We start from the raw sequence: 22,368 nt of genomic DNA, 5'->3' as shown, positions 1-22,368 counted from the left end.
TCTTCCGTATTCTTGCCCAATCTTGCAATCAGCAGGCATTAGCACGAAGCAGACAAAACAGACTCACCCGCCGGCCATATGCAAAAAAGTTGAAATGCATAAATTCGACTGATCAAGGCTACTCAAGCGACCTCGTATTCAGGCCGGCAGAGTGTGGGAGCTGCATTCTATTAGATTCTCAGAGGAGTTTTGTCACAGCCCATTACAAGTATTACCAGGGAATTTCAGTCCCGTCATAGTTATAAAATCGACCCGTTTTTGCTGGCGTTGCTGATAAAAGCAGCTTTTTTAGTCCGCCGACACTTTCCTCAGCAGAAATCAGTGCTCCGGGGCCGCCCATAGCCGTTTTTACCCACCCCGGATGCAAAGCGAGAACCGTGATTCCTCTCGGCTCTAAATCGATAGATAAGCTTTTGACGACCTGGTTTACGGCTGTCTTTGAAGTTCGGTAGATATATCCACCGCCAGAGCGATTATCAGCGATACTCCCAACCTTGCTGCTCATCACCGCGATTAGCTTGTGCTCGCTGGCCGCAACATTGTCACAAAAAGTTTCTGCCATCATATAGGGGGCGATAGTGTTGGACTCTAAAACTCGACGCCACTCTGCGCGGTCAACAGCGCCAAATCCCACGCCCTTCGGCCCGTAGTAACCTGCATTGTTGAGCAATATGTCTATCGGCTCTCCTTGAAAGGCCTTACCTAGAGAGATCATCTGTTCGTAGTCGGTCACATCTAGGCGAATCAACTGTATCGAGGGGTAGCGTTCTTGCAACACCGCGAGCTCAGCGGCTTTCTTCGGTTCCCGGCAACAAGCCAGGACCTTCCAGCCAATTTCGGCAAACTGGGCACACAACTCAAGCCCAATTCCGCGATTGCAGCCAGTAATTAAAATCGTGCCGGACATTGGCGCTCCTTAAATGGTATTCTTGCGGGAAAGCGATCATAGCAACTGTATAGCAATGTATTACACTCTCAGCGACATACTGTGGCTTTCCCTGTTCTTTGTGGTTCTTTGGTATATCTGGGCCAGTATGGCCGCTAAAGAGCACGTCCGGCGAGCCGCTTCTGATCACTGCCGACAGCTCGGTGTCCAACTGTTAGACGACACCGTGCTTTTGGTTCGTACTCGAATCAAAAAGGATAAGAGGGGGTTTTCAGCCTTCACCGCAGTTACAAGTTTGAGTTTACTTCTACAGGCGAACATCGCTATTCAGGCACTGCTGTACTTCACGGGAATCGCATCCAACAGTTACAGCTTGCCCCCCACCACGTAAGTTAGAGGTACCCATGCAACGCGGCCTATATCGTCACTACAAAGGAAATCTGTACGAGGTTTTACATACCGCAAAACATAGTGAATCCGAAGAAGTTATGGTTGTGTACCGAGCCCTTTATGGAGGCTATGGCGTCTGGGTGAGACCCCAAAGAACATTTAATGAAACAGTTTCTAAAAACGGCGTTAAATCTCCACGCTTTGAATTAGTCCAGGCATTTGACATAGCTGCCTGACCTGCCTGAAATATCATTAATTTTGGAGGGGCCATGCTTCCTCCAAAGTCACTTTATCTGTCTATTATTTTTTCCAATAAGATAAGCAACTTTCTTCAGTTATATCTGCACCCAATCCAACTCAATCTTTTGTCTAACTTGCTGGTACTCAGGTGTACTATCAGCTTACAACTGACCCCGAAAACCCCCAGCGTTTATTAATCGAATTACTTATAATTTTGATTTGGAATAATCTTGCGCCAACTATTCGTTGGATCTTTCAGCCTTTTAAATAAGCTCTTTCATTCTATTCTTCCCGCCTGGTCAAGATTTCATTATTGCGACATAAATCGGTCAAGTCCGTGCAATAATCGATTTGTAACTTGTCGGCATGCGAGGCTTACCGATGAATCTAAAGAGTTTTGATGTGTCCATAGTGCTGTATATGGTTGAGCGGGCATCACGCCCCAGCTCTCGCCGGCGCTATCTGTGGCTATCTAAATCTGGGGATGGGTGGGCTGCCGGGGCACTTTTATTCACCTATGTATGGCTCAATTCAGCCATTCAACTGCTGTACTTGGCATGTACCGCAGTTGCCTTGGAGCGCGGATTGTACTGGGGGATAAAAAACACGACACGACGACTTCGCCCGCCCCAAGCAATCCCGGGCATGCGTCCCGTAATTGTGGCGCACGATCGTTTCAGCTTACCGTCGGGCCACACCTCATGCGCCTTCCTATTTATAACCGCGATGTCTATACAGGTGAGCCCCATGTGGAGCTTCGGTTATATCTGGGCCACCGGGGTCGGAGCCGCCAGGGTTGGCCTGGGAGTTCATTTCCCGTCTGATATTTGTGCCGGCGCTATTTTGGGGACCAGTGTCAGTTTAATTGTGAGTGCTGCCTTTATATGAAGATACTTTACGGCGTTCAATCCACGGGTAATGGGCACATCAGTCGCTCCCGTGCGCTGGCTAAGCAATTCGAAAAGTATCCAAATCTCGAGGTCCAGTGGTTATTTTCAGGCCGCCCAAGAGAAAGCTTATTTGAGATGTCTTCTTTTGGAGACTATTGGTGGCGGGAGGGAATGACTTTTATCCACAGTCATGGCCGCTTGAATAGTTTCGCAACACTGCGAAACATCAATGCAGTAAGATTCATCAAGGATATAAGAACACTGCCGGTTAATAATTTTGATTTAATTATCAGTGACTATGAACCTGTTACGGCCTGGGCAGCGAAATTTAAGAAAAAACGCAGCATCGGTATCGGCCATCAATACGCCTTTGAATTCCCGATCCCTGCACCTCGCAATAAGTGGGCATCCCGCACAGTACTAAAATCATTTGCCCCAACACAAGAAAGTATCGGTTTACATTGGCACCACTTCGGCAACCCAATACTACCGCCAATCGTCCCTCAGAAACCTGAACTCTCCCAAGAATTGGGTGAACATATTCTAGTTTACTTGCCTTTCGAACAGCCTATTCCGATGCTGGACGAACTTTCCAGGCTGCCCTATCGGTTTATCGTCTACGGTATACCCCACAATTTACCTACCTCTAGTAATATTCAAGTTAAGGCCCCCTCAATTAATGGCTTTCAGAAGGATCTGGCAACCTCTAAAGCAGTAATCTGCAATAGCGGATTTGAATTATTGGCTGAAACCCTGGCTCTGGGAAAACCCATTCTCAGTAGGCCTCTCGCCAATCAATTTGAGCAGGAAGCCAATGCCAAAGCGCTCGATCAGCTCAAACTGGCCACAATCGTAAAACAGATAAATGCCTATACGATCGACAAGTGGCTAGCCAACTGCCCCCCTCCACTTCGGATAGTTTGGCCTGATGTGGCTCAATCACTGGGCAACTGGATTGCTTCCGGGTGCCGACAAAGCCCAGCTGAACTATCCTCCCAACTGTGGCGCAAGGTGCTACCAAAGCCCGTTGCAGAAGCAGCACCAGTATTTCAAAGAATATCCGAGTAAAAGCACTCTAATAATCGCCAAGTCTATTCATAGAATCAGTCATTGCCCAGTGCACCCTCTCCACGTTTACATATACACTTGAATCGTAGAGTTCCAGCATAAAAATATTCAATGGAAAACTACCTGGAAATTAAACGGATTACCCAAAAAGAATAATGTAAGAGGTAAACATGGCCCATCAGCTGCTCAACGAGCGTGAAATCGATTTTTTACTTTATGAATTTTTAGATACCGAGGCCCTAATCAATCGCCCTCGGTACAGTGATCATTCCCGTGAAATTTTTGATGCAACACTGAATACCGCACACACCATTGCAGAAAAATTTTTCGCTAATCACAACGCCAAAGGCGATGCGATTGAACCGAGCTTTGATGGTGAAAACGTCAGCGTTATCGAAGAAACCAAACAGTCCTGGGATGCTTTTGCCTCTGCAGGATTTCTCGCCGCTCACTGTGATGCAGAGGAAGGCGGACTGCAATTGCCAGAAGTTATTCTGCGCACAGCACTCGCTTATATGGCCGCAGCAAACGTTGCCAGTGCTAGCTACCCGTTCTTGACCATTGGCGCGGCCAATCTGGTACGCACTTTCGCCAGCGAGTCGCTTAAAAAGCAATTCCTTCCACAAATGTTGGACGGACGTTTTGCCGGGACTATGGCACTAACTGAACCGGATCAGGGCTCCGCGCTGTCAGACATTCGCACTAGCGCCTTACCAGAAGAAGACGGCAGCTACCGTATTCACGGACAGAAAATGTATATTTCTGGTGGCGATCAAAACCTCACTGAGAATATCGTTCACCTGGTTCTGGCAAAAATTAAAGGCGCACCCGCAGGTGTGAAGGGAATATCACTTTTTCTGGTTCCCAAATTCCTTCTGGACGAGCAGGGGAAACCGGCAAAACGCAATGATGTAAAACTCGCAGGCCTGCTACATAAAATGGGTTACCGCAATACCACATCAACGGTATTGAGTTTTGGTGAGGACGGTGGCGCTATAGGCTACCTGATCGGTGAACCCCACCAGGGCCTGAAGTATATGTTCCAAATGATGAATGAAGCCCGTATCAGTGTGGGAGCTGGCGCTTCTGTACTTGGATACCAGGGGTACACTTACTCTCTTGAGTACGCCAAGGGCCGCCCGCAGGGGCGTATGCCCTCTAACCGAGATCCTGAATCCAAACAGGTCCCTATCGTCCAGCATGCCGATGTTCGCCGTATGCTACTGATGCAAAAAGCCTATGCTGAAGGTGGCTTAAGCTTGAGTGTTTATGCCACCTCACTTTACGAGGATGAGCATACAGCCCCTACAGAAGAGCAGCGCAACAATGCTGCAACACTGCTCGATCTGCTAACTCCCGTAGTAAAATCCTGGCCCTCCAAGTACTGCCTAAAAGCTAATGAGTTGGCGATTCAGGTTTTGGGGGGAGCGGGTTATATTCGTGAATACCCGGTAGAGCAGTTGTATCGAGACAATCGCCTTAACGCAATTCACGAAGGTACAGAAGGCATCCATGCCCTGGATTTACTGGCCCGGAAAGTACCGTCAAAAAATCTTGCTGGCTACCAACTGTTACAGGCAGAGATCCGCAATACGATTATGCAGGCCAGGGATAAACCTAAGCTCGAATCTATGGCCAAAATGCTGGAAGAAGCCCTGGAAAAGTTGGATGAGACAAGTTTTGCATTATTCTCCCAGCTTCAGGAAGATGTGGATCGCGGCCTGGGTAATGCCACCCTATACCTGGATTTATTTGGCTGTACCGTAGTCGCCTGGTTGTGGCTACAGCAGGCAGTTATCGCAGAAAAAGCACTGGAAAAGAATCCTAATAGTGAAGCTCAGGATTTTTACCAGGGTAAATTACACACTGCTAAATACTATTTTGAATGGGAGCTACCAAAAACAGAGACAGCTATCGCACTGCTGAAATCAGGCAATAGCGTTCCTTTCGACATGCAGGAAAATTGGTTCTAGTTAAACGACTTGTCGAGCAAAACGGAAATTACAGTTGTACCGTAATTTCCGTACCTCCCTGAGGAAGGGGGGCTGCATTTATTTGCCCTTCATAGCTCTCAACAATATCCACTACCACGGCAAGTCCAATACCCTGCCCAGGTTGCTGTTCATCGGCACGAACGCCCCGCTGGGTAACCGCTTGCCATTTCTCACTGTCCAGCCCTGGGCCATTGTCTTTAACCTGAATAGACAGTTTGCGAGTATCTTCCATATTCTCAACGGCAACCGATAATTTCCCGTCACCATATTTATAAGCGTTATCCAGCAAGTTACCCAGGACTTCCATCAGGTCACCTTCGTCACCATAAAACAGGGTGTTTTCAGCACAGGAACTTTCGACATCACACGGCTTACTGCGATACACCTTTTCAAGCGCATCCAGTATTTTATGGAGCAGTGGCGCGACCGGTGTCCCCCGTATAATGGATTTCGGCGAACTGGTTACTGCCCGCTGCAGTTGATAGCTGATAATACTGTCCATCCGCTGCACCTGATCCGTTAGCGTCTTGCCGGCGGTTGTTGTATCTCCAGAAAATTTAAGACCCTTCAATACCGCTAATGGCGTCTTCAGGCTGTGGGCCAGGTCAGCTAATGTATGCCGGGTTTTTCTCTCTGGCGGCGCTCATTTTCAATCAACAGATTTAAGTTATCTGTCAGTGGGCGTAGCTCCCGCGGAAAATTACCCTCCAATCGATCGGCACCCCCACGCTGCATTTCCTGAAGCGCATTAGCCAGGGCTGTCAGCGGGGCAAACCCCCAGCGCAGAACCAACCACTGTGCAAGGATTAATAACAATGCTCCCAACCCCAACCAGTGCCACATGGTTGAGCGAAACTGCCCCACTTGGGCCTGTAGCGGGGCCGCATCCTCGAGCACTGCAAAGGTAAACAAATTTTCATCTTCCAGCCCCCAGGCAACCCCTTGGCGGAAACTGCTATAACTTCCCTCTTCTCCCGGAACCGATACCTGCGAATAGGACTCCTGCCCCTGGGAAAGCGGATAGAACTCCAGCTGCGGCATTGCCAGGGCTGACTCCGAACGCCAGATAATCTCACCCTCCCGATCAATAACAGCGCCCACCAAACCGGAATCAGGCTGGCTGAAGCGTTGCTCGGGCAAACTCGGGGGCAGAATCAGGGTTTTACCTTCCGGCTCAGCAACCGCCAGCAGGGTGTAAATGTAGACCTGCAGCTCCCGCTGCTTGGCTTCATTCAGGGAGGTGCGATAGGCGTGCTCGAGGACTCCAGAGATAAGAAGAATAAAGCCGACTAGCACAAGACTGGTAACCAGGGCCAGACGCCCCTTTAAGGAACCCAGAATATAGGAAAGCAGGGGGAAATTGATGGATCTCACTGCGGAATCACAAAGCGATAGCCGCGCCCGCGCAGAGTCTCGATAGGCTTAAGCTTGGCTGCCGCATCAATTTTTTTCCGCAGGCGTCCAATAAACACCTCTATCACATTGCTGTCCCGGTCACAGTCCTGTTCATAGATATGTTCTGTCAGGGTGGTTTTTGACACTACCTCATCCGGATGAAGCATCAGGTATTCAAGTACCTTGTACTCAAACGAAGTCAGGTCCAATTCAACTTCATCCACACTAACCCGTTGCGCACTGGTATCCAGAACGATAGGTCCGGCTTTAATCGTCGGCGATGAGAAACCTGCGGAACGGCGCACCAGGGCATTCAACCGTGCGAGCAGTTCTTCAGTATGGAAGGGTTTTACCAGGTAATCGTCCCCGCCAGCTTCCAGGCCGGAGACCCTTTCCTGCCAGTGTCCCCGAGCCGTTAAAATCAGGATAGGAAAATGCTTCTCTTCACGGCGCAGTGTTTCAATAACCTGGATACCATCAATTTTGGGTAAACCCAGGTCCATTACTGCAACGTCGTAGGGATATTCCCTCCCCAGATAAAGTGCCTCTTCTCCATCAGGGGCTTCGTCAACGGTGTACCCGGCCGTGCGCAGGGACTCTGCCAGCTGCTGCCGCAGTAATGCTTCATCTTCAACTAATAGTGCGCGCATAGTAATTACCTTATTGCGGCTCGCAATTATTCTGCTAGCGGGATATACGGCCGCTCTGTTTATCGACAAACACCACATAAACCTGGCTTTTGGCCGACAGTCCCTTCACCCGATACACGGCTCGCCCCTGTTTTTTGGTCTCAGAAATGGCGAGAATTTTTCCACCAAAGCGTTGTTTTACGATTGAAGCAGCCCGATCCCTTGAGATTTCTCCCCCTTGAACACGAAGAAAGTGGGGCTGAAAACTCTCCCGCTCATAAGCGGGGTAGCTGTGTACCGTGGCACTGCAGAGCGCCGGCAAAAACACAGCGGTAAAAGCAATAAAGCCAAGTAAGGTACGATTCAGTTTCACGGTGCGGCTCCTGTGGATATCCAATTTTCCACCCTTTATAAACTCCCTGCCGCCCTCAACCGGGCTCAAAGAGCCGGTGAGACGTCGACATGGACCCGGATTCTATCGCCCGGATGATGGTCAGTGCGAGTCAAGTAAACTTGCCCATTATACCGATAGCGGACATCGTATCCGACTAATTCCCTTCTTGTAGAGTATTCATCTACAACATGGCAACGGGACTCTGTTGCATAGTGGACTGGAGCATTGGCACGGCTGATCTGGTTACCTACCAGGGCGCCCACCAAAGCCCCTGCGATTGTGGCGCCGCCACGATTGTGACTGCGATGATAACCGTAGCGTCCACGGTGGCCGTGATCGCCTAAGTTATTGCCGATTGCAGCACCTATAAGTCCCCCCACTACAGTACCTGCCGGGGAAGTCGGCTCGCGATAGGCAACCTGTTCATCGCGACACTGAGTCGTCGGTGTAACAACCTGAACATCGGTGTAGACGGGAGTAACCTCGGTAACTCGCGCATAATCATAGCCACCCGCAGCATAGCCTCGGGGGCCCGCGCTGGCAGTAGAACTTAGACCCACCAGTGCCGCAACTGCCGCACCCGCGATTAGCTGTTTGTATAGTTGCACGATATATCTCCCGCTAGTCATCAACGGGAGCCAGATTACTTAAGATGATCTGAATAGACGCTGAATTACACTGTCGTACCAGCGTAGCAGCGAGGTAAAACGATAAGCCAGCCTCTCAGGGTTGGAATTTGAATGGCAGGGCACTATTCAGGAGCCCCAGATGAACTATCAGTCTCCTCATCACCCTCTCGTCGGTCACTGGCCTCTCGATCACGCCTAGGCCGAGAATCCTGGTGCCTTCTCCCCTTTCGTGCTCCCTTCTGGGCCTATCTCCTCTCGCCCGGTCGCCCCTTGGTCGGTCTTCTCTGTGCCGGTTTCCTCTAGGTCTATTCTCATCGGACCTATCCCTCCTAGGCCCATCTTCCCTGAGTCTATCCCCTTGCGCTCGCTCTCCCCGAGCCCTATCACCCCTGGGCCTTTGCGGTTCACTCCTATCGCCCCTAGCTTCCCGCCAGCGCTCGCGCACTTGCTCTCTCTGTTCGGGGGACATCTGCCGATATCTCTCACGAGCCTCACGGATACTCTCACGCCTGCCTTCCGGCAGGGCACGGTACTGTCGATAAGATTCCCGCAGCTGATTACGGCGTTCCTGGGGCAGAGACTGCCATTTTTCATAGCGCTGCCGAGCATTGTCACGCTGCTCAGGGCTCATTGAGTTCCATCGACGCGCACCCCGCAACAACCTCTCCTGCTGGCTATCAGACATGTTGGGCCAGCGCTCTTCCATGCCCTGTAACAGCTTGCGATCACTATCACTTAGGCTTTTCCAATCCACCGACCACGCCATACCAGCCCAAAGCAGAGAGGCTGCCATCAAACAAGTTGCGACCAGGGTTTTAATCATGACTGTCCCCCAGCCATATATCTTTGCTTTTGGTGCCTTCTTGGGTTTGCCCGGGACCTTGAACCAACTCGGGATCTTCAGGGATAACGACATCACCTTGTTCATCGACCCACTCTTCCAGGAATAACAGGAATTCCTCCGGCAGAGGCTCAGCTTCCTCCGCCTCGGTAGTACCTGGAAATACGAGCGCACACATAGATATGATGAATAAAACACTACGAAGAGTGCCCATCCAACTCCTCCGCCAACCACTGATAAAACTCCATATCCTCAATCATCTCGATATCCATATCTTCATCCAGCAGCCAATCACCACTCACTAGCAGCTCTGTACGACTTTCATTATTGATAACAGAACTGGGCCACCATAGAGCAAGAAATAGCACTGCGGCAGAAGCCGCTGTAACTGGAAGGTATGGATACAAGGTCTTGAGTGAAAAGTACCGTTTTTTATTATTTTGATCTTGCGCTGCGGAGCGGATTCGCCGCAACTCAGCCAGGGTTTCCGTATCGAGCGATCTCTCTCTACGTATAACAGCGGCACTGGCCGCTCCGAGTATACGCTTCTCGTTAGTCGATGAATTGTTTTCTAAATTACTCATTCCATCGCCTCCAAATGAACCCGCAGGCTGCGCAATGCTCGAGAGAGGTGAGTCTTCACACTTCCCTCGCTACAAGCCATAGCCCCTGCTGTCTCACTGACATTAAAGCCTTCAACGCAGCGCAACAAAAAAGCCTGCTGTTGACGCAGAGGTAACTTTTCAATGGCGCGGTCAATGGCATCAATCGTACGTTCACCGATTAGGACACTATCCGGGCTGCGGCCGTTGGGGTCGGGAAATTCACTCAGATCCCATTCATCGCCTTCGCTATTAATAGGAAGTTTATCTTTCAACAGCTGCCAACGGGACAGGTTTTTCTTGCGACGATGCCAATCGGTTATGCGGTTATTAAGAATGGTAAAAAATAATGGGCGCCACTCCGCACGGTCTCGGCAGCTATAGCTTTTGACGAGTGCAAGCATAGAGTCCTGAACGATATCCAGCGCATCATCACGGTCCCCTACAGCATATTTCGCCATAGTGAATGCCCGCTTTTCTACTGAAGCGAGAAACTGATCCATAAAAGCCGATTGAGGTCCCTTGACGAGGATGCAATCCTTCTACGGCTATTGCGGAGCCTCTAAATAATTCCGTGATATTTCTTTGGCTGTCAGGGCAGCTCACAGTCTAGGCGCGGCTTCACAGGAGTGTTTAAACCTTTTGAGAAGTCGCAGCACAGAGTATGAACCACTCTGAAATCCCCGTAGGACAGACTTAGAAGGCCCCAGCTACTGCATAGCTCTTGCAAAGGACTAAGCCCTTTATCAGCAGGCTGCGCCTAGCGACTGCAGTCTTCCAAGACTATAGAAATATCACGGAATTATTCAGAGGCTCCTTAGTTTGCCGCAACCCACTAGATAATGCCTGCTACAACCAACAATCACTAATCGTTATTGTTGTCACGGGATCTACGATGGTGCTTTTTTGTCCGCTCGCCGCGTTCGTTCTTCCGATCGTATCTATTATCTATTCGCTCGCCTTTTTTATCGAGGCGCTCGTTTATTTTCTCACCTTTGTTATCCAGGCGCCTATCGATACGATCACCTTTTTTATCTAAATGTGCAGCTAATTTATCTCTCCCATTAGCGGCAGCCTGCTCAGACCGCTGGTCCAGGCGCTCATTAATACGATCACCTTTATCATCGAGGCGCTCTTCAATGCGATCCCCCTTTCGATCGAGACGATTTTCAATACGGTCGCCGCGATCATGTCCATCATCCTCACTGCTTTCAGCTTGCAGCGAGAGGGGAAAACCAAGGCTAAGCGCCAGTACTGACAGTCCTATCAGTTTATTCATAAGTTGCTCCAGTTCCGTGAACAAAAAACTCAATGCGTTAACAGCACTGACTATAACGTCAGGCACTAGAGCTGGTTGACAGGACTCCTATGAAAAATCGGCGAAATCAGAAGACAAAAATAATCGGTGCACAAAGTACCGTTCTCTGTTCAACCCTCTACAACTTCCGGGCCGGGCACTTCATCGCCGAGCCAGCGTTGTGTCAGGGTGCCAGCGGTCATAGCGCCGTTAACATTCAGCGCGGTTCGCGCCATATCAATCAGAGGTTCAACAGAAATTAGCAGAGCCGCGATAGTAACTGGCAACCCCATTGCCGGCAGTACCACCAAGGCTGCAAAGGTCGCCCCGCCACCAACGCCCGCTATACCGAAAGAACTGATCATTACAACCGCCACTAAAGTAGCAATCCATACTGGGTCCCATACATTGATCCCCATCGGCACTGCCACCATCACTGCCAGCATAGCCGGATAAATGCCGGCGCAGCCGTTTTGCCCAATAGTCGCACCGAAAGATGCAGAGAAATTGGCAATTGCTGGAGACGTACGCAGCTGGTCCACCTGAGTCTCGACATTCAGGGGAATAGTTGCAGCACTGGAGCGGGAGCTAAAGGCAAAAACCAGCACCGGCCATACCTTGGTGAAATAGTGCAGCGGATTGATACCATTAATAAGTAGCAGCAGACCGTGCACCAGGAACATCAAACCAATAGCCGTAAAGGAGGCCAGCACAAAACTCAATAAGTTAAGAATATCCCCCATACTGGATTTAGCGATCAGGCCGGTAACCAAAGCCATCACGCCGTAAGGTGTAAAAGCCATCACTAGTCGCACCAGCTTCATAACCCAGACTTGAGCCACATGAACGAAGCGCTCAATCGCTGCGCCCTCTTCGGGAAATTCACGGCGAACCGCCAAGGCTGCCAACCCTAAAAGCACCGCGAATATAACCACCGCTATAACAGAAGTAGAGCGAGCCCCGGTCAGGTCCAGAAAAATATTGCGCGGCACAAAAGAGGTAATAATCTCAGGAATGGAAAGGTCTGTGACCTTGCCAATACGCTCATTCAGCACTTCCACTCGCGCAGCTTCCCTGGAACCCTCAACCAATCCCGCAGCCGACAAACCAAATAGCTCGGCCATAGCCACGCCAATTAGAGCGGCCACCGCCGTTGTTCCCAATAGTACCCCCAGGACTGAAATACTGATTTTGCCCAGCGCCTGGGTATGGCTGACTTTAACTACCGCCACTAATATGGAAGTCAGCACCAGGGGCATCACGAGTAAATACAATAGATTTACGTAACTGTCCCCTATCATCTCTACCCAAGGTATCACCTCTGCGGGTGCAGCCCCCCATCCGCGAGACAGTTGCAGGGTGCCTCCAAAGATAACCCCAAGAATCAGGCCAGCCAGCACTGCTGGTGCGAGGGAGTCACGGCCTCGCTGCCAGCGAAAAAGTCCGTATAGAAAAACAATAAATAGAAGCAGGAAAGCAAATGAACTGATATGCATAAGGTCTGGGTCCCACCCGGAACAAAAGGGGAAAGTGGCGGCATGCTATCAGCGATCCGTCACAAGCCTATAGATGTGTTAGTTATAGTTTTATAAAGTTTGGGAGCTTCTAATAATCCACTGTTACCCCGCCGGCTTTTACCAGCACTCCATTAGTACTCGCTATAAATTGAGAGCCGAAATAAAGTCGTCTCTATCCTGCGGCCCAACCAATGTTTTATGCCAGCGACCATCGGTACCAATAATGAACGTAGAAGGCAGCACCTCCGGCTTCTCCTGCCCCCAGCGCCCTTGCGGTTCGGCCACTAGAACGGGAAAAGTAATACCCAACTTATCCGCCTGTTTTTGTATTTCCGCAATCGGTAAATTGTCGAAGTTCACCCCAACAACAACGATATTGTTGTTACCGTCGGCCAGTTGGTTAAGGACCGGGATCTCCTCTCGACAGGGCTTACACCACTCTGCCCAATAGTTAACCAGCAAAACCTTACCCGATACATCCAACTCTTCCCCATCAATGGCTAGAAGCGATTTATCGTCTTTAGCGCAGGCGCTTATTCCGCATACCAACAAAAGAAAGGTGACCGCTGCTGCTCTTGTCATCTTCACTTTGACTATTTTCATCAGGCCCACTTTCTCCCCCGGTTTCAGAGTTTGTTTGCTTATCATCAGTCCCACCGTCGTGGCCCAGCTCAAGGGGCTTATCTTCAGCTTCCTTTTGCTCGGCCTCCAGGAACAACTCCCCAACAGTAATACCTAATTGCTCCCGGGTTGACTCTCTGGCATTGGCAAAGCGTTGCTCTACCTCTCCATACCAGGGCAATCCATCCAGACTCGCAGGAATTCCACTGGGCATCCAATCCGAACTCAGCCAACCTGCCAATTCAACCAGGGACACCGTATTCAGGTCCCTCAGCAAAACATAATCATTGCGATCAGTCTGGGTCACCATACGATTAGCCTGAAGGATATTCCGCAACCTTCGCCACTGAACAAACTTGATTCCCATACGGGAAATATCTCGCTCCTTCAGAGGCCTCCCCTTCGCGCATTTCTTATACATCTGCCAGAGAACAATAAGGAGGGCAACCAGGTCAGAATGCTCCCGCTCCTGGGTCGCAGCTTGATAAACCGATAGTGTGCGCACCAACACACAGCCGGCCAATACCAGTATCCACATCAGATAAATCCAAAGCAGGAACAGGGGAACAACAGCGAATGCGCCGTAGATTGCCTGGACCGAACTCCGCGCTACCAACAAGCCGAATAAGTACTTCATAACCTCGAAAACAATCGAGATTATGATCCCCCCTCTATTCCGTGGCGCAACGGGACATAGCAATTGGGCACAGCGATGAACAATAGGGTAAAAACTATGGAGCTGAAAACAAATGGTAGAATCCTGAATAACAACGAAGTTACCTCAAAGGAATCAGCTCCACCCAAGAAAAATTTTTGAGAAAAGACAAAAGTACTTGTCGCCAGTCCCGCCCCTAATAGGATTGGACCGAGACTCAATATCGCCCAGTACAAAAGAAAACTCGAAACCCCGCTGCGGCCTTTTTGGACGTCCCAGATAGAGTTAAAGGTCCCCTCGATGCCGCGAAGGGTCAAACCCGCAGTAATAATCAGCATCGCGATACCAACGCCAGTCAAACGCTGTGCCTGTTCGGAAAAACTGCTGATATATTTTTGGATCTCGCGCCCACTCTGAGGCAAAAAGTGGGTGAACAGTTGATCCTGTAACCTACTCTGCAAGCCGGCAAAGTCGGGAAACAGTGATAACATGGCGTAGCTCACCGTCACTAGGGGAACTATGCCAAACAGTGTCAGGTAAGTGAGAGCAGCCGCGCGTTGCCGACAATCCTTTTCATCAAACAGTTTCCACAGTGACGTCGCAAAGCGCAGCCAGTGGTTTCCCCAATCCTTTACGGTGCTTCTCATTGTGATCTCTCTATGCCTGGACATCTCGCCCAGGCCGCAGTATTACTGCCCCAAATAGCCAAGGAGCTCCCGAAAACCCCGCAGGACGTTGGGGGGATTATTCAGAAGCGACTTAGAACTCCGCAACATTCTTCGGTTAGAATACGCCAAACAGTAACAGGATGCCGCCACAATGTGGACGATTTACCACAACCCCCGCTGCTCAAAATCCCGCCAAACCCTACAGCTATTGCAGGATAACGGTATTGAACCGGAGGTGGTTCTCTATCTACAAACCCCACCTTCTGCCGAGGATATTCAGCAGTTGCTGCACAAACTGGATATTGATGCACGACAGTTGTTGCGCACTGGTGAAGAACCCTACAAGCAGTTAAACCTGAAAGACAAAGATCTGGCCGAATCCCAGTTAATTGACGCAATGGCTCAAAACCCTATTTTGATCCAACGCCCGATCGTTATAAAAGGCGACAAAGCAGTGATAGGGCGGCCCCCTGAAAATGTACTGGGGCTGATCTGATGGATCGGGACAACGAAGGCTATGTCCTCATCCTCTACTACAGCCGCACCGGCGCTACAGCGCGCATGGCCACCGAACTGGCTCGCGGCGTAGAGGCCAGTGGGATTACCGCTCGCCTGCGCACCGTGCCCGGCGTATCTCCAGACACTGAAGCCAGCGAGCCGCCGGTACCCACCGAAGGTGCCCCCTACTGTACAATCGAGGACCTGCGCAATTGCTCCGGTTTACTGATGGGCAGCCCCACCCGCTTTGGCAACATGGCCTCTCCGCTGCGCTATTTCCTTGACCAAACCAGTGATATTTGGCTCGATGGCAGCCTTACCGGTAAGCCGGCTGCGGTATTTACCGCCACTGGCAGTCTTCACGGTGGTCAGGAAACTACGCTGGTATCCATGATGCTGCCCCTGCTGCACCACGGCATGTTAATCGCCGGCATCCCATACTCCGAAGCCGCCTTAATGCGCACCCGCACTGGCGGCACACCTTATGGTGCCTCACACTGGTCCGGTGAACATGCCACATCGCTTTCCGATGACGAAGTAACCCTGTGCCGGGCACTGGGCAAGCGAGTCGGCAGCCTGGCACAGACGCTGGATAATGCACATAACGGCGACAACTAGAGGATAAAGTGTGAACGATTCTGTACAGCGCAAGCTCAAGATAGCGCTGCGAATTAACTGGATTTGTTATATCGGCATGCTCGTACTGTTTGTCGTCTGGAATCTATTCCTCGAAGGCGGCTCATTGTTCCTATGGTGCTTGCAGACCATACCACTGCTGTTGGTACTACCTGGGTTACTAAAGCAGCACTATCGTAGCTACTTGTGGCTCTGTTTTATTCTCTTGCTGTATATCACTGCCAGTATTGTCGACGTAATGATGCCTACACGCGGCTGGCAGGATGGCGTACTGGTAGTCCTTAGCCTTATCCTATTCTTTTCATCAATGATGAGCAGCCGCTGGCATCGTATGCAATAGCCACCGGCACTACTCACATTGCTAATGATTTTGTAACTGATAAATAGACAACGCTTGCCCCTCAGCGCACTAAGGAGTTTTGAGGTTTGACTGATTCATCCAATGAGAAAGGACTGTTCCGCAGCTTTTTTGGTGCCATTGGCGGCTCAATTACCTGGCTGAGGCGAGTGTTTACCAACCTGGTATTCCTGTTAATACTGGTATTGCTGGGTATCGCAATTTTTGGCAAAGACGAACAGCTGGTAGTCCCACAAGGCGCGGCCCTGCGCGTGGCTCCGAGTGGATTTCTGGTAGATGAGCTCAGCCAGCCCAGCGGATTACCGATTTTCTTCGGTGGCTCCCAGGGGCCAGCGGAAATCAGGGTTAAGGATCTTGTCGACTCTATCGACAAAGCCGCACAGGACAAACGCATTTCCGCACTGGTGCTGGAGCTCGACAATATGGTCGGCGGCAGTCTCAGCAAGCTCGACGAGATTGGCGCAGCCCTGCAGCGCTTCAAGGCAGCCGACAAGCCCATTTATGCGGTGGGTGATAACTACACCCAGGCGCAATATTTCCTCGCCAGCCATGCCGACAAGGTGTACCTGAATCCAATGGGTTCCGTGATGCTCACCGGCTTTGGCGTCTATCGGAATTACTATAAAAGCGCCCTCGAAAAGCTCAAAGTCAATTTCCACGTGTTCCGCGTTGGCGACTACAAGGATTTTATCGAACCCTATACTCGTGACGACATGTCTCCGGCTTCCCGTGAGAATAACCAGCGCTGGCTGCATGAACTCTGGGGTGAATACACCGAACAGGTAACCGGCCTTCGCAACCTGCCAACTGAAAGCATCGATCTATTTATCGACGAGTTACCCCAGAAACTGCAGCAGCATGAGGGCGACTGGGCACGTACTGCTCTGGCCAATAAACTGGTCGACCAACTCGCCAACCGCAACTTGGCAGTTCAAGAGCTACGCAAAACCATTGGTGAAGATGAGAACGATGAACGCAGTTATAAGGCCATCGATGCCCTCACCTATTTACGCAGCCAAAAGCTCAGCGAAGTCGCCGCCAAGAAAGAACCCAATAAGATTGCCTTAATCACCGCAAGCGGTTCTATTGTCGATGGCCGCGCTCCCGCCGGCAGGATCGGCAGCGAAAGCCTGGGAGAACTAATCGCACAGGCACGCAAAAAAGAAGTTGATGCACTGGTTCTGCGCATTGACAGTGGCGGCGGCTCCGCCTTCGCATCAGAAGCAATTCGACAAGAGCTACTCGCCACCCGCGAAGCCGATATCCCTGTCGTTATCTCCATGGGCAGTCTGGCCGCATCTGGAGGCTACTGGATTGCTACCGGCGGCGATCGAATCTGGGCCTCTCCCGCAACCCTGACAGGCTCCATTGGCGTATTTGGCGCCTTCCCAACCTTTGAAGATTCCCTCGAGGCACTGGGTATTTATACCGATGGTGTGGGCACTTCAGACCTGGCCGGCAGCATGCGGTTGGATCGTGCGCTACCCGAGGCAGCCGCCAGTATCCTGCAACAGGGAGTGGATAATACCTACGCCAGGTTCCTGAGAATTGTGGCCGAGTCCCGTGGCAGCACTCCCAAGGAAGTGCACAAAATTGCCCAGGGCCAGGTCTGGACCGGGCGCGCGGCTAAAAACCTGGGGCTGGTAGACGATCTGGGCAATCTCAATGACGCCATTGCCGACGCCGCACAGCTTGCTGAGATCGAAGAATACGATGTAATAGAGATCCAGCGCGAGCTGACTCCCGGCGAAAGATTCCTGCGCGCCCTGAGCGATAATGTGGATGCACGTATCGCCGCCAGCCTTGAGGCAAACCTGCCACTCGGCGCCTGGTTAAACAGCTTACAACCGGTTTTGGCACCAATCGGCGAACTGCAGAGCTTCCGCGACCCGCGCGGACTCTACGTGCGCTGCCTGCCCTGCCTAGCCCCCTAGAAGACTTCATCGCCTCTACCCCGCGTCGGCTCAATGCCGGCGCGGGCGCCCATAAAGCTCACGCAATTCATTTTTCGCAGCCTCCAGGATTCTACGCCTGCGCGCAGGTAAGTGGTGACCCGCACGATTGATATAAAAAGTGAGCATAGACATGGCTGAACGGAAAGGCTCTGATTTGCGCTGCTGACTGGCCTCTGCTGCACTCTTCAGGGATTTGGCTATCGCTTTTGGATCATCCAGGCTAAATACACCGGCTTCAAGGTCCAGCGCATGGCTGTTTGTCGTGACTCTCTGTGACCATTTGGCACTTTTTACTGATACCAAACCCCACCTCCATAACCGCAGTTCCCTGTTAAATATATGGTGGCTCAACCGGATTTGGTCGTTGCGGGATTCCTAAGGAGCCCCTGAATAACTCCGTAATGCCTCTGCGGGTCTTGAAGGGTGCTGATGTTAGGCGCAGCTCGCCGCGAATGGCCGTAGCCCTTTGCAAGAGCTGCAACGCAGCAGATGCGGCCTTCAAGGCCCGCCCTTCGGGGCTTGCAGAGCGATTCACACTCCGCGTTGCGACTTCTTGAAAGGTCTAGACATTCCTGCAAAGCCGCGCCTTGATTGTGAACCGCTCTGCATGCCAGAGGTATCACGGAGCTATTCAGAGGCTCCCTAAACCTCGCTATCGGAAATTTTAACCTGCCGTAGAGCCCCACTCAGGGCAACCAGTGCGAATGCCAATAAACTCAGGATTCCCGCCCACAATAGTGTCGTCAGAGGCGCTGCAACCTCGCTCAAAACACCCGCAGCCAGGGCTCCCAGCGCCGCAGAACCAAACAGGGCAAATTGATAAATGGAGATGATGCGACTGCGATAATCCGCCGGCGCCAGCAATTGCACAATGCCTCGCCCCAACCCTGCGGAGGCTGCCGCAACCGCCCCCCAACACAGACACAACAGAATCAAGCCAAACTTTGTTGGCCCCAGGCTGATAGCAATCAAGAGTGCTGCGCTGTAAAGCAAGCACATCAAAATTCCCCGCCCTGGCTCTTGTCCCTGCCCCCGTCTCAACATAGTCACCGTCGCGATCACCGTGCCCGCTATAAATGCCAGCTGCAGGGTCGCGTAGTAACCGGCACCGCGACCGTAGTCCGCAGCCAGCAGCGGTAAGACCACCAGGAAAACCCCGATATGCACAAAGCCATTGAATGCCATCAATGCGGTCAGCTCCCGCAAAACCGGGTGTTTCCATGCCTGACTGAGACCATCCAGAATCAGGGTATGGGGTCGCTTCTCTGGTGTCTTTTGACGCTCTTGAGGCTGGCGCAAGGAGAAAAGCAATAATGAAGCCACTAGCACAACGGCAATCTGTACACCCAGCAAGTGCTGCAAGCCCCACTGGTCAAATCGACTCGCTAGCAGCATACCCACTGCCTGGCCGCCGTACTGCGCCAACATCATCCAGGTTACGGTTTTTTGCACGCCTCGCTCAGTGGCCTGCCCCTTGCGGTTGCGGGCACTGCGCTGCACCAGATTGTCCCGTGCCGGCTGTAAAAAAGCGCTGCACACCCCCAGGCAAATTCCGTAAACCATCAAGGTGGATAAATTCAGGACATGGAAGGTGAAATACAACAGCAATGCGGTATGACAAAGCGCCAGGCCCAAGCAGGCCAGAGCCGACACCAGAGCCGGATCTCGCCTATCCGCCAAAGCGCCGCCAAACAACAGGAATACCAGGTTTGGCAGCAATACTGATGCCTGAATCCACCCCAATTGCAGGGCGGGAAGATCCACGATCGTCAGTGCGATCCAGGGCAGCAATATCACCTGCAACCCGGTTGCCAGGGAGGTGCCGCTATAGCCCAGCAGAAATCTTTGCAATTGGGTTGGCATTCTAGATACGAAATAACTCAATGATTAATAACCTGCCAACTCACGCTTGTGCGGCGTCATATTTGCCGAGTGCCGCAACCAGAAATACCAGCTTGATAGCTTTCGAAGTGTTCTTAGCCCAGAGCCATCACCACCATAGGCGGCAGACTCAAAAGCCTCTGTCACTGCTGCGGCATAACCAGACATCTCCGGTTTTTCCTCGGCAATCCGGCGGGCATAGGATCCTGCAGTCTCACCGGAATGCCGCTGGACCCCATTGCGGGCCATGCGCCGGCAAAAGCGCTGGTAGAGCTTCTCCGCAGGCGCCAACTTGGGTCCTCCTGCGGAGCGGGCCGCCCATAAACTGATCCCCAACAAAAGCACAAGAATCGGCGCCCCCAGTAATAGGGCGATACGCATTGGAGACAGATCACCAAATAGCCGCTGTAACAAATTCTGCTGTCGATCGGCATCAAAGCTCACTACGGTTTGATACCAACGGTAGTTGATCATATCCCACTGTAAGCGCAACTGGCTGAGAATGCCGATACGGTGCAAGGGAAATAGGGAGTCCTGCATAAACTCTTCACCCGCCGCACTCTCCAGACCGTCGCGCACCCGCTCCGGAGCTACTGCCGCTGTGGGGTCTACACGCTGCCAGCCTTGGCCGTCGAGCCAAATTTCTGCCCAGGCATGGGCGTCGTACTCTCGCACCAATAAGTACTCTTCTCCACTGACCCACTCACCGCCCTGGTAACCAGCCACTACTCGCGCCGGTATCCCCGCTGCGCGCATAGCAAACACATAACTACCGGCAAAGTGCTCGCAGAAGCCCTGCTGGCTATCGAAAAGAAACTCATCAATAGTATCGCCGCCCAGTGCTGGAGGCTTCAGGGTATAAGTGAAAGCACTGTGGAAGTGCGACAGCAGCTGGGAGGAAACCGCCTCAGCACTGAGCCCCTGATCTCGTAGGGAAGCCATCCACTGACGAGTACGGCTATTGCCGAAACTGGGAAGTTGCAAATTCCTGCGCCGCTCCGCATTGCTGAGAGTAGCACTGAGTGACAGGGTTTCTCTCGGCCAGGAACTTACCTGGTAAGAAAAGCGGTTGAAAACCGGGGTCCGTTTTACCAGGCGATCATCCGCTGTCTCTCCCACACCCGCGCTCTCTGAAGCCGGTTTTGCCATAGCGAATAGCCAAGGGCTGCGGCTCGCTTCCTGGATAACCTGGTAGCGATAACGGGGACCCACTTGCGGAAGCACCTGCTCACCACTTCTCCAATACACTCGCCCGCCATTTCGAGGGTCAACACCATAGCCCTGGCGCCAGGTACGCCCATCAAATTCCGAGTACACCAAGCCCCTCCAGTAGCGCTGCTCTGGCGGGGGCACTGGTCCATCAAAGGAGATACGCAAGGTCGGCTTGCTGGATTTGGAAAGCTCAGTAAAGTCTCCCGGGGCCATCGAATCACTGACACCGGTACGCCCAGCGGAGGTATTCTGCGGCACAGACCAAAGGGGCCCCAGCCTAGGCATCACCAAAAACAACAACACCATTAACGGCGTGGCCTGTGCCACCAACCGCAGGGATAATCCCAGAGCCCGGCGCGGGCGCGCACTAAAGTGTCCCAGCTGCGCCGCCAGGGCTGCAGTAATTACCAACACACTCAGTAAACCGTAAAGTGCATAGGGAATGGTCTGCTCTTGCACAAACAGAGTGGCGGCTACGAAGTAGGCCAGCAGTAGACTGACAAAGGCATCCCTGCGGCTGACCAGTTCGAGATTTTTCAGGGTGAATGACAGCGCCAAGAGTGCAATCATCGGCTCCAAAGCAAACAAGCGCCGATAGGACAGAGCCAGTCCCGCCACCGTCAATAGAATCACTGTCAGTTTAAGAGCGCGGCCGGGTAAATCCCTGCGCCCGCGAAAGACTTCCAGGCGCCAATAAACCGCAAAGGCCCAGGCAAAAGCCACCCACAGTGGCAGCATTGTGAATTGCGGCAAAAGGGCGACAAACTGGGCAGCAAAAATCCACAGCAAACTTTCCCTGGGCAATAAATCCTTATTCGCAATCATCACTGGCCTCGCCCGGGGTACAGGGCCAATGCCTGCAAGACCTGCTGCTGATGCTCGGGACCGAGCGAAGGCTCTATTGAAATGCCAGGCAGGCACAAACCGTATGCAATGCCTTGCTTTTCCGCTTGTAGGGTCCAGTCACAGAGATTGCTCAGACGCATCTCTATATCCCTACCATCGAGTAAACCCCAGTCGAGCCACAAGCGCGTGTCAGTTTTGCGCTCATAGTCCTTACTGTAAAGATCGCGCCCGGCCGCGTATTGCTTCCAGGCTACATGGCGTAACGA

The 22,368-nt window shown here is 51.9% G+C and carries 25 protein-coding genes and 2 pseudogenes; 9 read left to right on the top strand and 18 right to left on the bottom strand.

Annotation, left to right across the window (positions count from 1 at the left end; genetic code table 11):
• Window positions 1–211 precede the first annotated feature (211 nt).
• Entirely contained in the window at window positions 212–907 is a 696-nt protein-coding gene (locus QT397_10550) for an SDR family oxidoreductase (protein ID WNZ57755.1), read from the bottom strand.
• A gap of 55 nt (window positions 908–962) precedes the next feature.
• On the opposite strand from QT397_10550, the gene QT397_10545 reads away from it, so the two are divergent.
• From QT397_10545 to QT397_10525, 5 genes are all read left to right on the top strand, one after another.
• Complete coding sequence (locus QT397_10545) at window positions 963–1,277, top strand: DUF3301 domain-containing protein (GenBank protein ID WNZ57754.1); 315 nt, start codon at window positions 963–965, stop codon at window positions 1,275–1,277.
• Between the two features lie 13 nt (window positions 1,278–1,290).
• The gene (locus QT397_10540; protein ID WNZ57753.1) at window positions 1,291–1,512 is read left to right on the top strand and encodes a DUF1653 domain-containing protein; all 222 of its coding nucleotides are present in this window, start codon (window positions 1,291–1,293) and stop codon (window positions 1,510–1,512) included.
• 406 nt (window positions 1,513–1,918) lie between these two features.
• Window positions 1,919–2,404, top strand: coding sequence for a phosphatase PAP2 family protein (locus QT397_10535; GenBank protein ID WNZ57752.1), 486 nt, complete (start codon window positions 1,919–1,921; stop codon window positions 2,402–2,404).
• Complete coding sequence (locus QT397_10530; GenBank protein ID WNZ57751.1) at window positions 2,401–3,474, top strand: glycosyltransferase family protein; 1,074 nt, start codon at window positions 2,401–2,403, stop codon at window positions 3,472–3,474. Before QT397_10535 ends, QT397_10530 begins: the two co-directional genes overlap by 4 nt.
• A 170-nt stretch (window positions 3,475–3,644) precedes the next feature.
• On the top strand, window positions 3,645–5,447 hold the full coding sequence (locus tag QT397_10525; GenBank protein ID WNZ57750.1) for an acyl-CoA dehydrogenase: 1,803 nt from the start codon (window positions 3,645–3,647) through the stop codon (window positions 5,445–5,447).
• Between the two features lie 28 nt (window positions 5,448–5,475).
• On the opposite strand, the gene QT397_10520 is transcribed toward QT397_10525, so the two are convergent.
• The 13 genes and pseudogenes from QT397_10520 to QT397_10460 form a co-directional block, all read right to left on the bottom strand.
• Window positions 5,476–5,970: an ATP-binding protein gene (locus QT397_10520; GenBank protein WNZ57749.1), complete on the bottom strand. Its 495-nt coding sequence runs from the start codon at window positions 5,968–5,970 to the stop codon at window positions 5,476–5,478.
• 107 nt (window positions 5,971–6,077) lie between these two features.
• Entirely contained in the window at window positions 6,078–6,842 is a 765-nt protein-coding gene (locus tag QT397_10515; protein WNZ57748.1) for a hypothetical protein, read from the bottom strand.
• Window positions 6,839–7,513 carry a response regulator transcription factor gene (locus QT397_10510; protein WNZ57747.1) on the bottom strand — a complete coding sequence of 225 codons (675 nt, stop codon included), beginning with the start codon at window positions 7,511–7,513 and terminating at the stop codon, window positions 6,839–6,841. Before QT397_10510 ends, QT397_10515 begins: the two co-directional genes overlap by 4 nt.
• 34 nt (window positions 7,514–7,547) lie before the next feature.
• Entirely contained in the window at window positions 7,548–7,865 is a 318-nt protein-coding gene (locus tag QT397_10505) for a PepSY domain-containing protein (GenBank protein ID WNZ57746.1), read from the bottom strand.
• A gap of 65 nt (window positions 7,866–7,930) precedes the next feature.
• Window positions 7,931–8,494 (bottom strand): glycine zipper 2TM domain-containing protein, encoded by a 564-nt coding sequence (locus QT397_10500; protein WNZ57745.1) that lies wholly within the window; start codon window positions 8,492–8,494, stop codon window positions 7,931–7,933.
• Window positions 8,495–8,609: 115 nt separating this feature from the next.
• On the bottom strand, window positions 8,610–9,338 hold the full coding sequence (locus tag QT397_10495) for a DUF3106 domain-containing protein (GenBank protein WNZ57744.1): 729 nt from the start codon (window positions 9,336–9,338) through the stop codon (window positions 8,610–8,612).
• Entirely contained in the window at window positions 9,331–9,570 is a 240-nt protein-coding gene (locus QT397_10490) for a hypothetical protein (GenBank protein ID WNZ57743.1), read from the bottom strand. The genes QT397_10495 and QT397_10490 overlap by 8 nt, the downstream gene beginning before the upstream one ends.
• Window positions 9,554–9,940 carry a hypothetical protein gene (locus QT397_10485; protein ID WNZ57742.1) on the bottom strand — a complete coding sequence of 129 codons (387 nt, stop codon included), beginning with the start codon at window positions 9,938–9,940 and terminating at the stop codon, window positions 9,554–9,556. The genes QT397_10490 and QT397_10485 overlap by 17 nt, the downstream gene beginning before the upstream one ends.
• On the bottom strand, window positions 9,937–10,461 hold the full coding sequence (locus QT397_10480; GenBank protein WNZ57741.1) for an RNA polymerase sigma factor: 525 nt from the start codon (window positions 10,459–10,461) through the stop codon (window positions 9,937–9,939). The genes QT397_10485 and QT397_10480 overlap by 4 nt, the downstream gene beginning before the upstream one ends.
• Before the next feature lie 362 nt (window positions 10,462–10,823).
• Window positions 10,824–11,237: a hypothetical protein gene (locus tag QT397_10475; GenBank protein WNZ57740.1), complete on the bottom strand. Its 414-nt coding sequence runs from the start codon at window positions 11,235–11,237 to the stop codon at window positions 10,824–10,826.
• A gap of 149 nt (window positions 11,238–11,386) precedes the next feature.
• Window positions 11,387–12,751, bottom strand: a complete 1,365-nt coding sequence (locus QT397_10470) for a cation:dicarboxylase symporter family transporter (protein ID WNZ57739.1) — start codon at window positions 12,749–12,751, stop codon at window positions 11,387–11,389.
• Between the two features lie 162 nt (window positions 12,752–12,913).
• Window positions 12,914–13,255 (bottom strand): TlpA disulfide reductase family protein, encoded by a 342-nt coding sequence (locus QT397_10465; protein WNZ58534.1) that lies wholly within the window; start codon window positions 13,253–13,255, stop codon window positions 12,914–12,916.
• A 37-nt stretch (window positions 13,256–13,292) separates the two neighbouring features.
• Window positions 13,293–14,695: pseudogene (locus QT397_10460) on the bottom strand (YihY family inner membrane protein).
• Window positions 14,696–14,867: 172 nt separating this feature from the next.
• On the opposite strand from QT397_10460, the gene arsC reads away from it, so the two are divergent.
• From arsC to sppA, 4 genes are all read left to right on the top strand, one after another.
• Window positions 14,868–15,212 carry an arsenate reductase (glutaredoxin) gene (gene arsC / locus QT397_10455; protein ID WNZ57738.1) on the top strand — a complete coding sequence of 115 codons (345 nt, stop codon included), beginning with the start codon at window positions 14,868–14,870 and terminating at the stop codon, window positions 15,210–15,212.
• Window positions 15,212–15,832 (top strand): NAD(P)H:quinone oxidoreductase, encoded by a 621-nt coding sequence (gene wrbA, locus QT397_10450; protein WNZ57737.1) that lies wholly within the window; start codon window positions 15,212–15,214, stop codon window positions 15,830–15,832. The genes arsC and wrbA overlap by 1 nt, the downstream gene beginning before the upstream one ends.
• 10 nt (window positions 15,833–15,842) lie before the next feature.
• A complete protein-coding gene (locus tag QT397_10445) occupies window positions 15,843–16,190 on the top strand; it encodes a DUF2069 domain-containing protein (GenBank protein WNZ57736.1) in 348 nt (115 codons plus the stop codon).
• 86 nt (window positions 16,191–16,276) lie between these two features.
• Window positions 16,277–18,142, top strand: a complete 1,866-nt coding sequence (gene sppA / locus QT397_10440; GenBank protein WNZ57735.1) for a signal peptide peptidase SppA — start codon at window positions 16,277–16,279, stop codon at window positions 18,140–18,142.
• A gap of 30 nt (window positions 18,143–18,172) precedes the next feature.
• Here sppA and QT397_10435 read toward each other — a convergent pair whose 3' ends face one another.
• The 4 genes and pseudogenes from QT397_10435 to QT397_10420 all read right to left on the bottom strand — a co-directional run bounded on the left by QT397_10435 (window position 18,173) and on the right by QT397_10420 (window position 22,350).
• Entirely contained in the window at window positions 18,173–18,466 is a 294-nt protein-coding gene (locus tag QT397_10435) for a DUF3175 domain-containing protein (GenBank protein WNZ57734.1), read from the bottom strand.
• Between the two features lie 339 nt (window positions 18,467–18,805).
• The gene (locus tag QT397_10430) at window positions 18,806–20,014 is read right to left on the bottom strand and encodes an MFS transporter (GenBank protein ID WNZ57733.1); all 1,209 of its coding nucleotides are present in this window, start codon (window positions 20,012–20,014) and stop codon (window positions 18,806–18,808) included.
• A gap of 36 nt (window positions 20,015–20,050) precedes the next feature.
• Window positions 20,051–22,081 (bottom strand): DUF3488 and transglutaminase-like domain-containing protein, encoded by a 2,031-nt coding sequence (locus QT397_10425; protein ID WNZ57732.1) that lies wholly within the window; start codon window positions 22,079–22,081, stop codon window positions 20,051–20,053.
• Window positions 22,081–22,350 (bottom strand): annotated as a pseudogene (locus tag QT397_10420) (DUF58 domain-containing protein). Before QT397_10420 ends, QT397_10425 begins: the two are co-directional and overlap by 1 nt.
• Window positions 22,351–22,368 lie beyond the last annotated feature (18 nt).

It is taken from the genome of Microbulbifer sp. MKSA007, from assembly GCA_032615215.1.
Taxonomy (GTDB): domain Bacteria; phylum Pseudomonadota; class Gammaproteobacteria; order Pseudomonadales; family Cellvibrionaceae; genus Microbulbifer.
The sequence above is the reverse complement of the archived record's forward strand: the minus strand, read 5'-3'. Positions and strand labels throughout refer to the sequence as shown.

Bases quoted from the DNA above. Each gene is read 5' to 3' on its own strand.
- QT397_10485 (WNZ57742.1), bottom strand. From the start codon at position 9,940: ATGAGTAATTTAGAAAACAATTCATCGACTAACGAGAAGCGTATACTC.
- QT397_10510 (WNZ57747.1), bottom strand. From the start codon at position 7,513: ATGCGCGCACTATTAGTTGAAGATGAAGCATTACTGCGGCAGCAGCTG.
- QT397_10475 (WNZ57740.1), bottom strand. From the start codon at position 11,237: ATGAATAAACTGATAGGACTGTCAGTACTGGCGCTTAGCCTTGGTTTT.
- QT397_10540 (WNZ57753.1), top strand. From the start codon at position 1,291: ATGCAACGCGGCCTATATCGTCACTACAAAGGAAATCTGTACGAGGTT.
- QT397_10490 (WNZ57743.1), bottom strand. From the start codon at position 9,570: ATGGGCACTCTTCGTAGTGTTTTATTCATCATATCTATGTGTGCGCTC.
- QT397_10495 (WNZ57744.1), bottom strand. From the start codon at position 9,338: ATGATTAAAACCCTGGTCGCAACTTGTTTGATGGCAGCCTCTCTGCTT.
- QT397_10520 (WNZ57749.1), bottom strand. From the start codon at position 5,970: ATGGACAGTATTATCAGCTATCAACTGCAGCGGGCAGTAACCAGTTCG.
- QT397_10480 (WNZ57741.1), bottom strand. From the start codon at position 10,461: ATGGATCAGTTTCTCGCTTCAGTAGAAAAGCGGGCATTCACTATGGCG.
- QT397_10425 (WNZ57732.1), bottom strand. From the start codon at position 22,081: ATGATTGCGAATAAGGATTTATTGCCCAGGGAAAGTTTGCTGTGGATT.
- wrbA (WNZ57737.1), top strand. From the start codon at position 15,212: ATGGATCGGGACAACGAAGGCTATGTCCTCATCCTCTACTACAGCCGC.
- QT397_10550 (WNZ57755.1), bottom strand. From the start codon at position 907: ATGTCCGGCACGATTTTAATTACTGGCTGCAATCGCGGAATTGGGCTT.
- QT397_10545 (WNZ57754.1), top strand. From the start codon at position 963: ATGTATTACACTCTCAGCGACATACTGTGGCTTTCCCTGTTCTTTGTG.
- QT397_10525 (WNZ57750.1), top strand. From the start codon at position 3,645: ATGGCCCATCAGCTGCTCAACGAGCGTGAAATCGATTTTTTACTTTAT.
- arsC (WNZ57738.1), top strand. From the start codon at position 14,868: ATGTGGACGATTTACCACAACCCCCGCTGCTCAAAATCCCGCCAAACC.
- QT397_10530 (WNZ57751.1), top strand. From the start codon at position 2,401: ATGAAGATACTTTACGGCGTTCAATCCACGGGTAATGGGCACATCAGT.
- QT397_10470 (WNZ57739.1), bottom strand. From the start codon at position 12,751: ATGCATATCAGTTCATTTGCTTTCCTGCTTCTATTTATTGTTTTTCTA.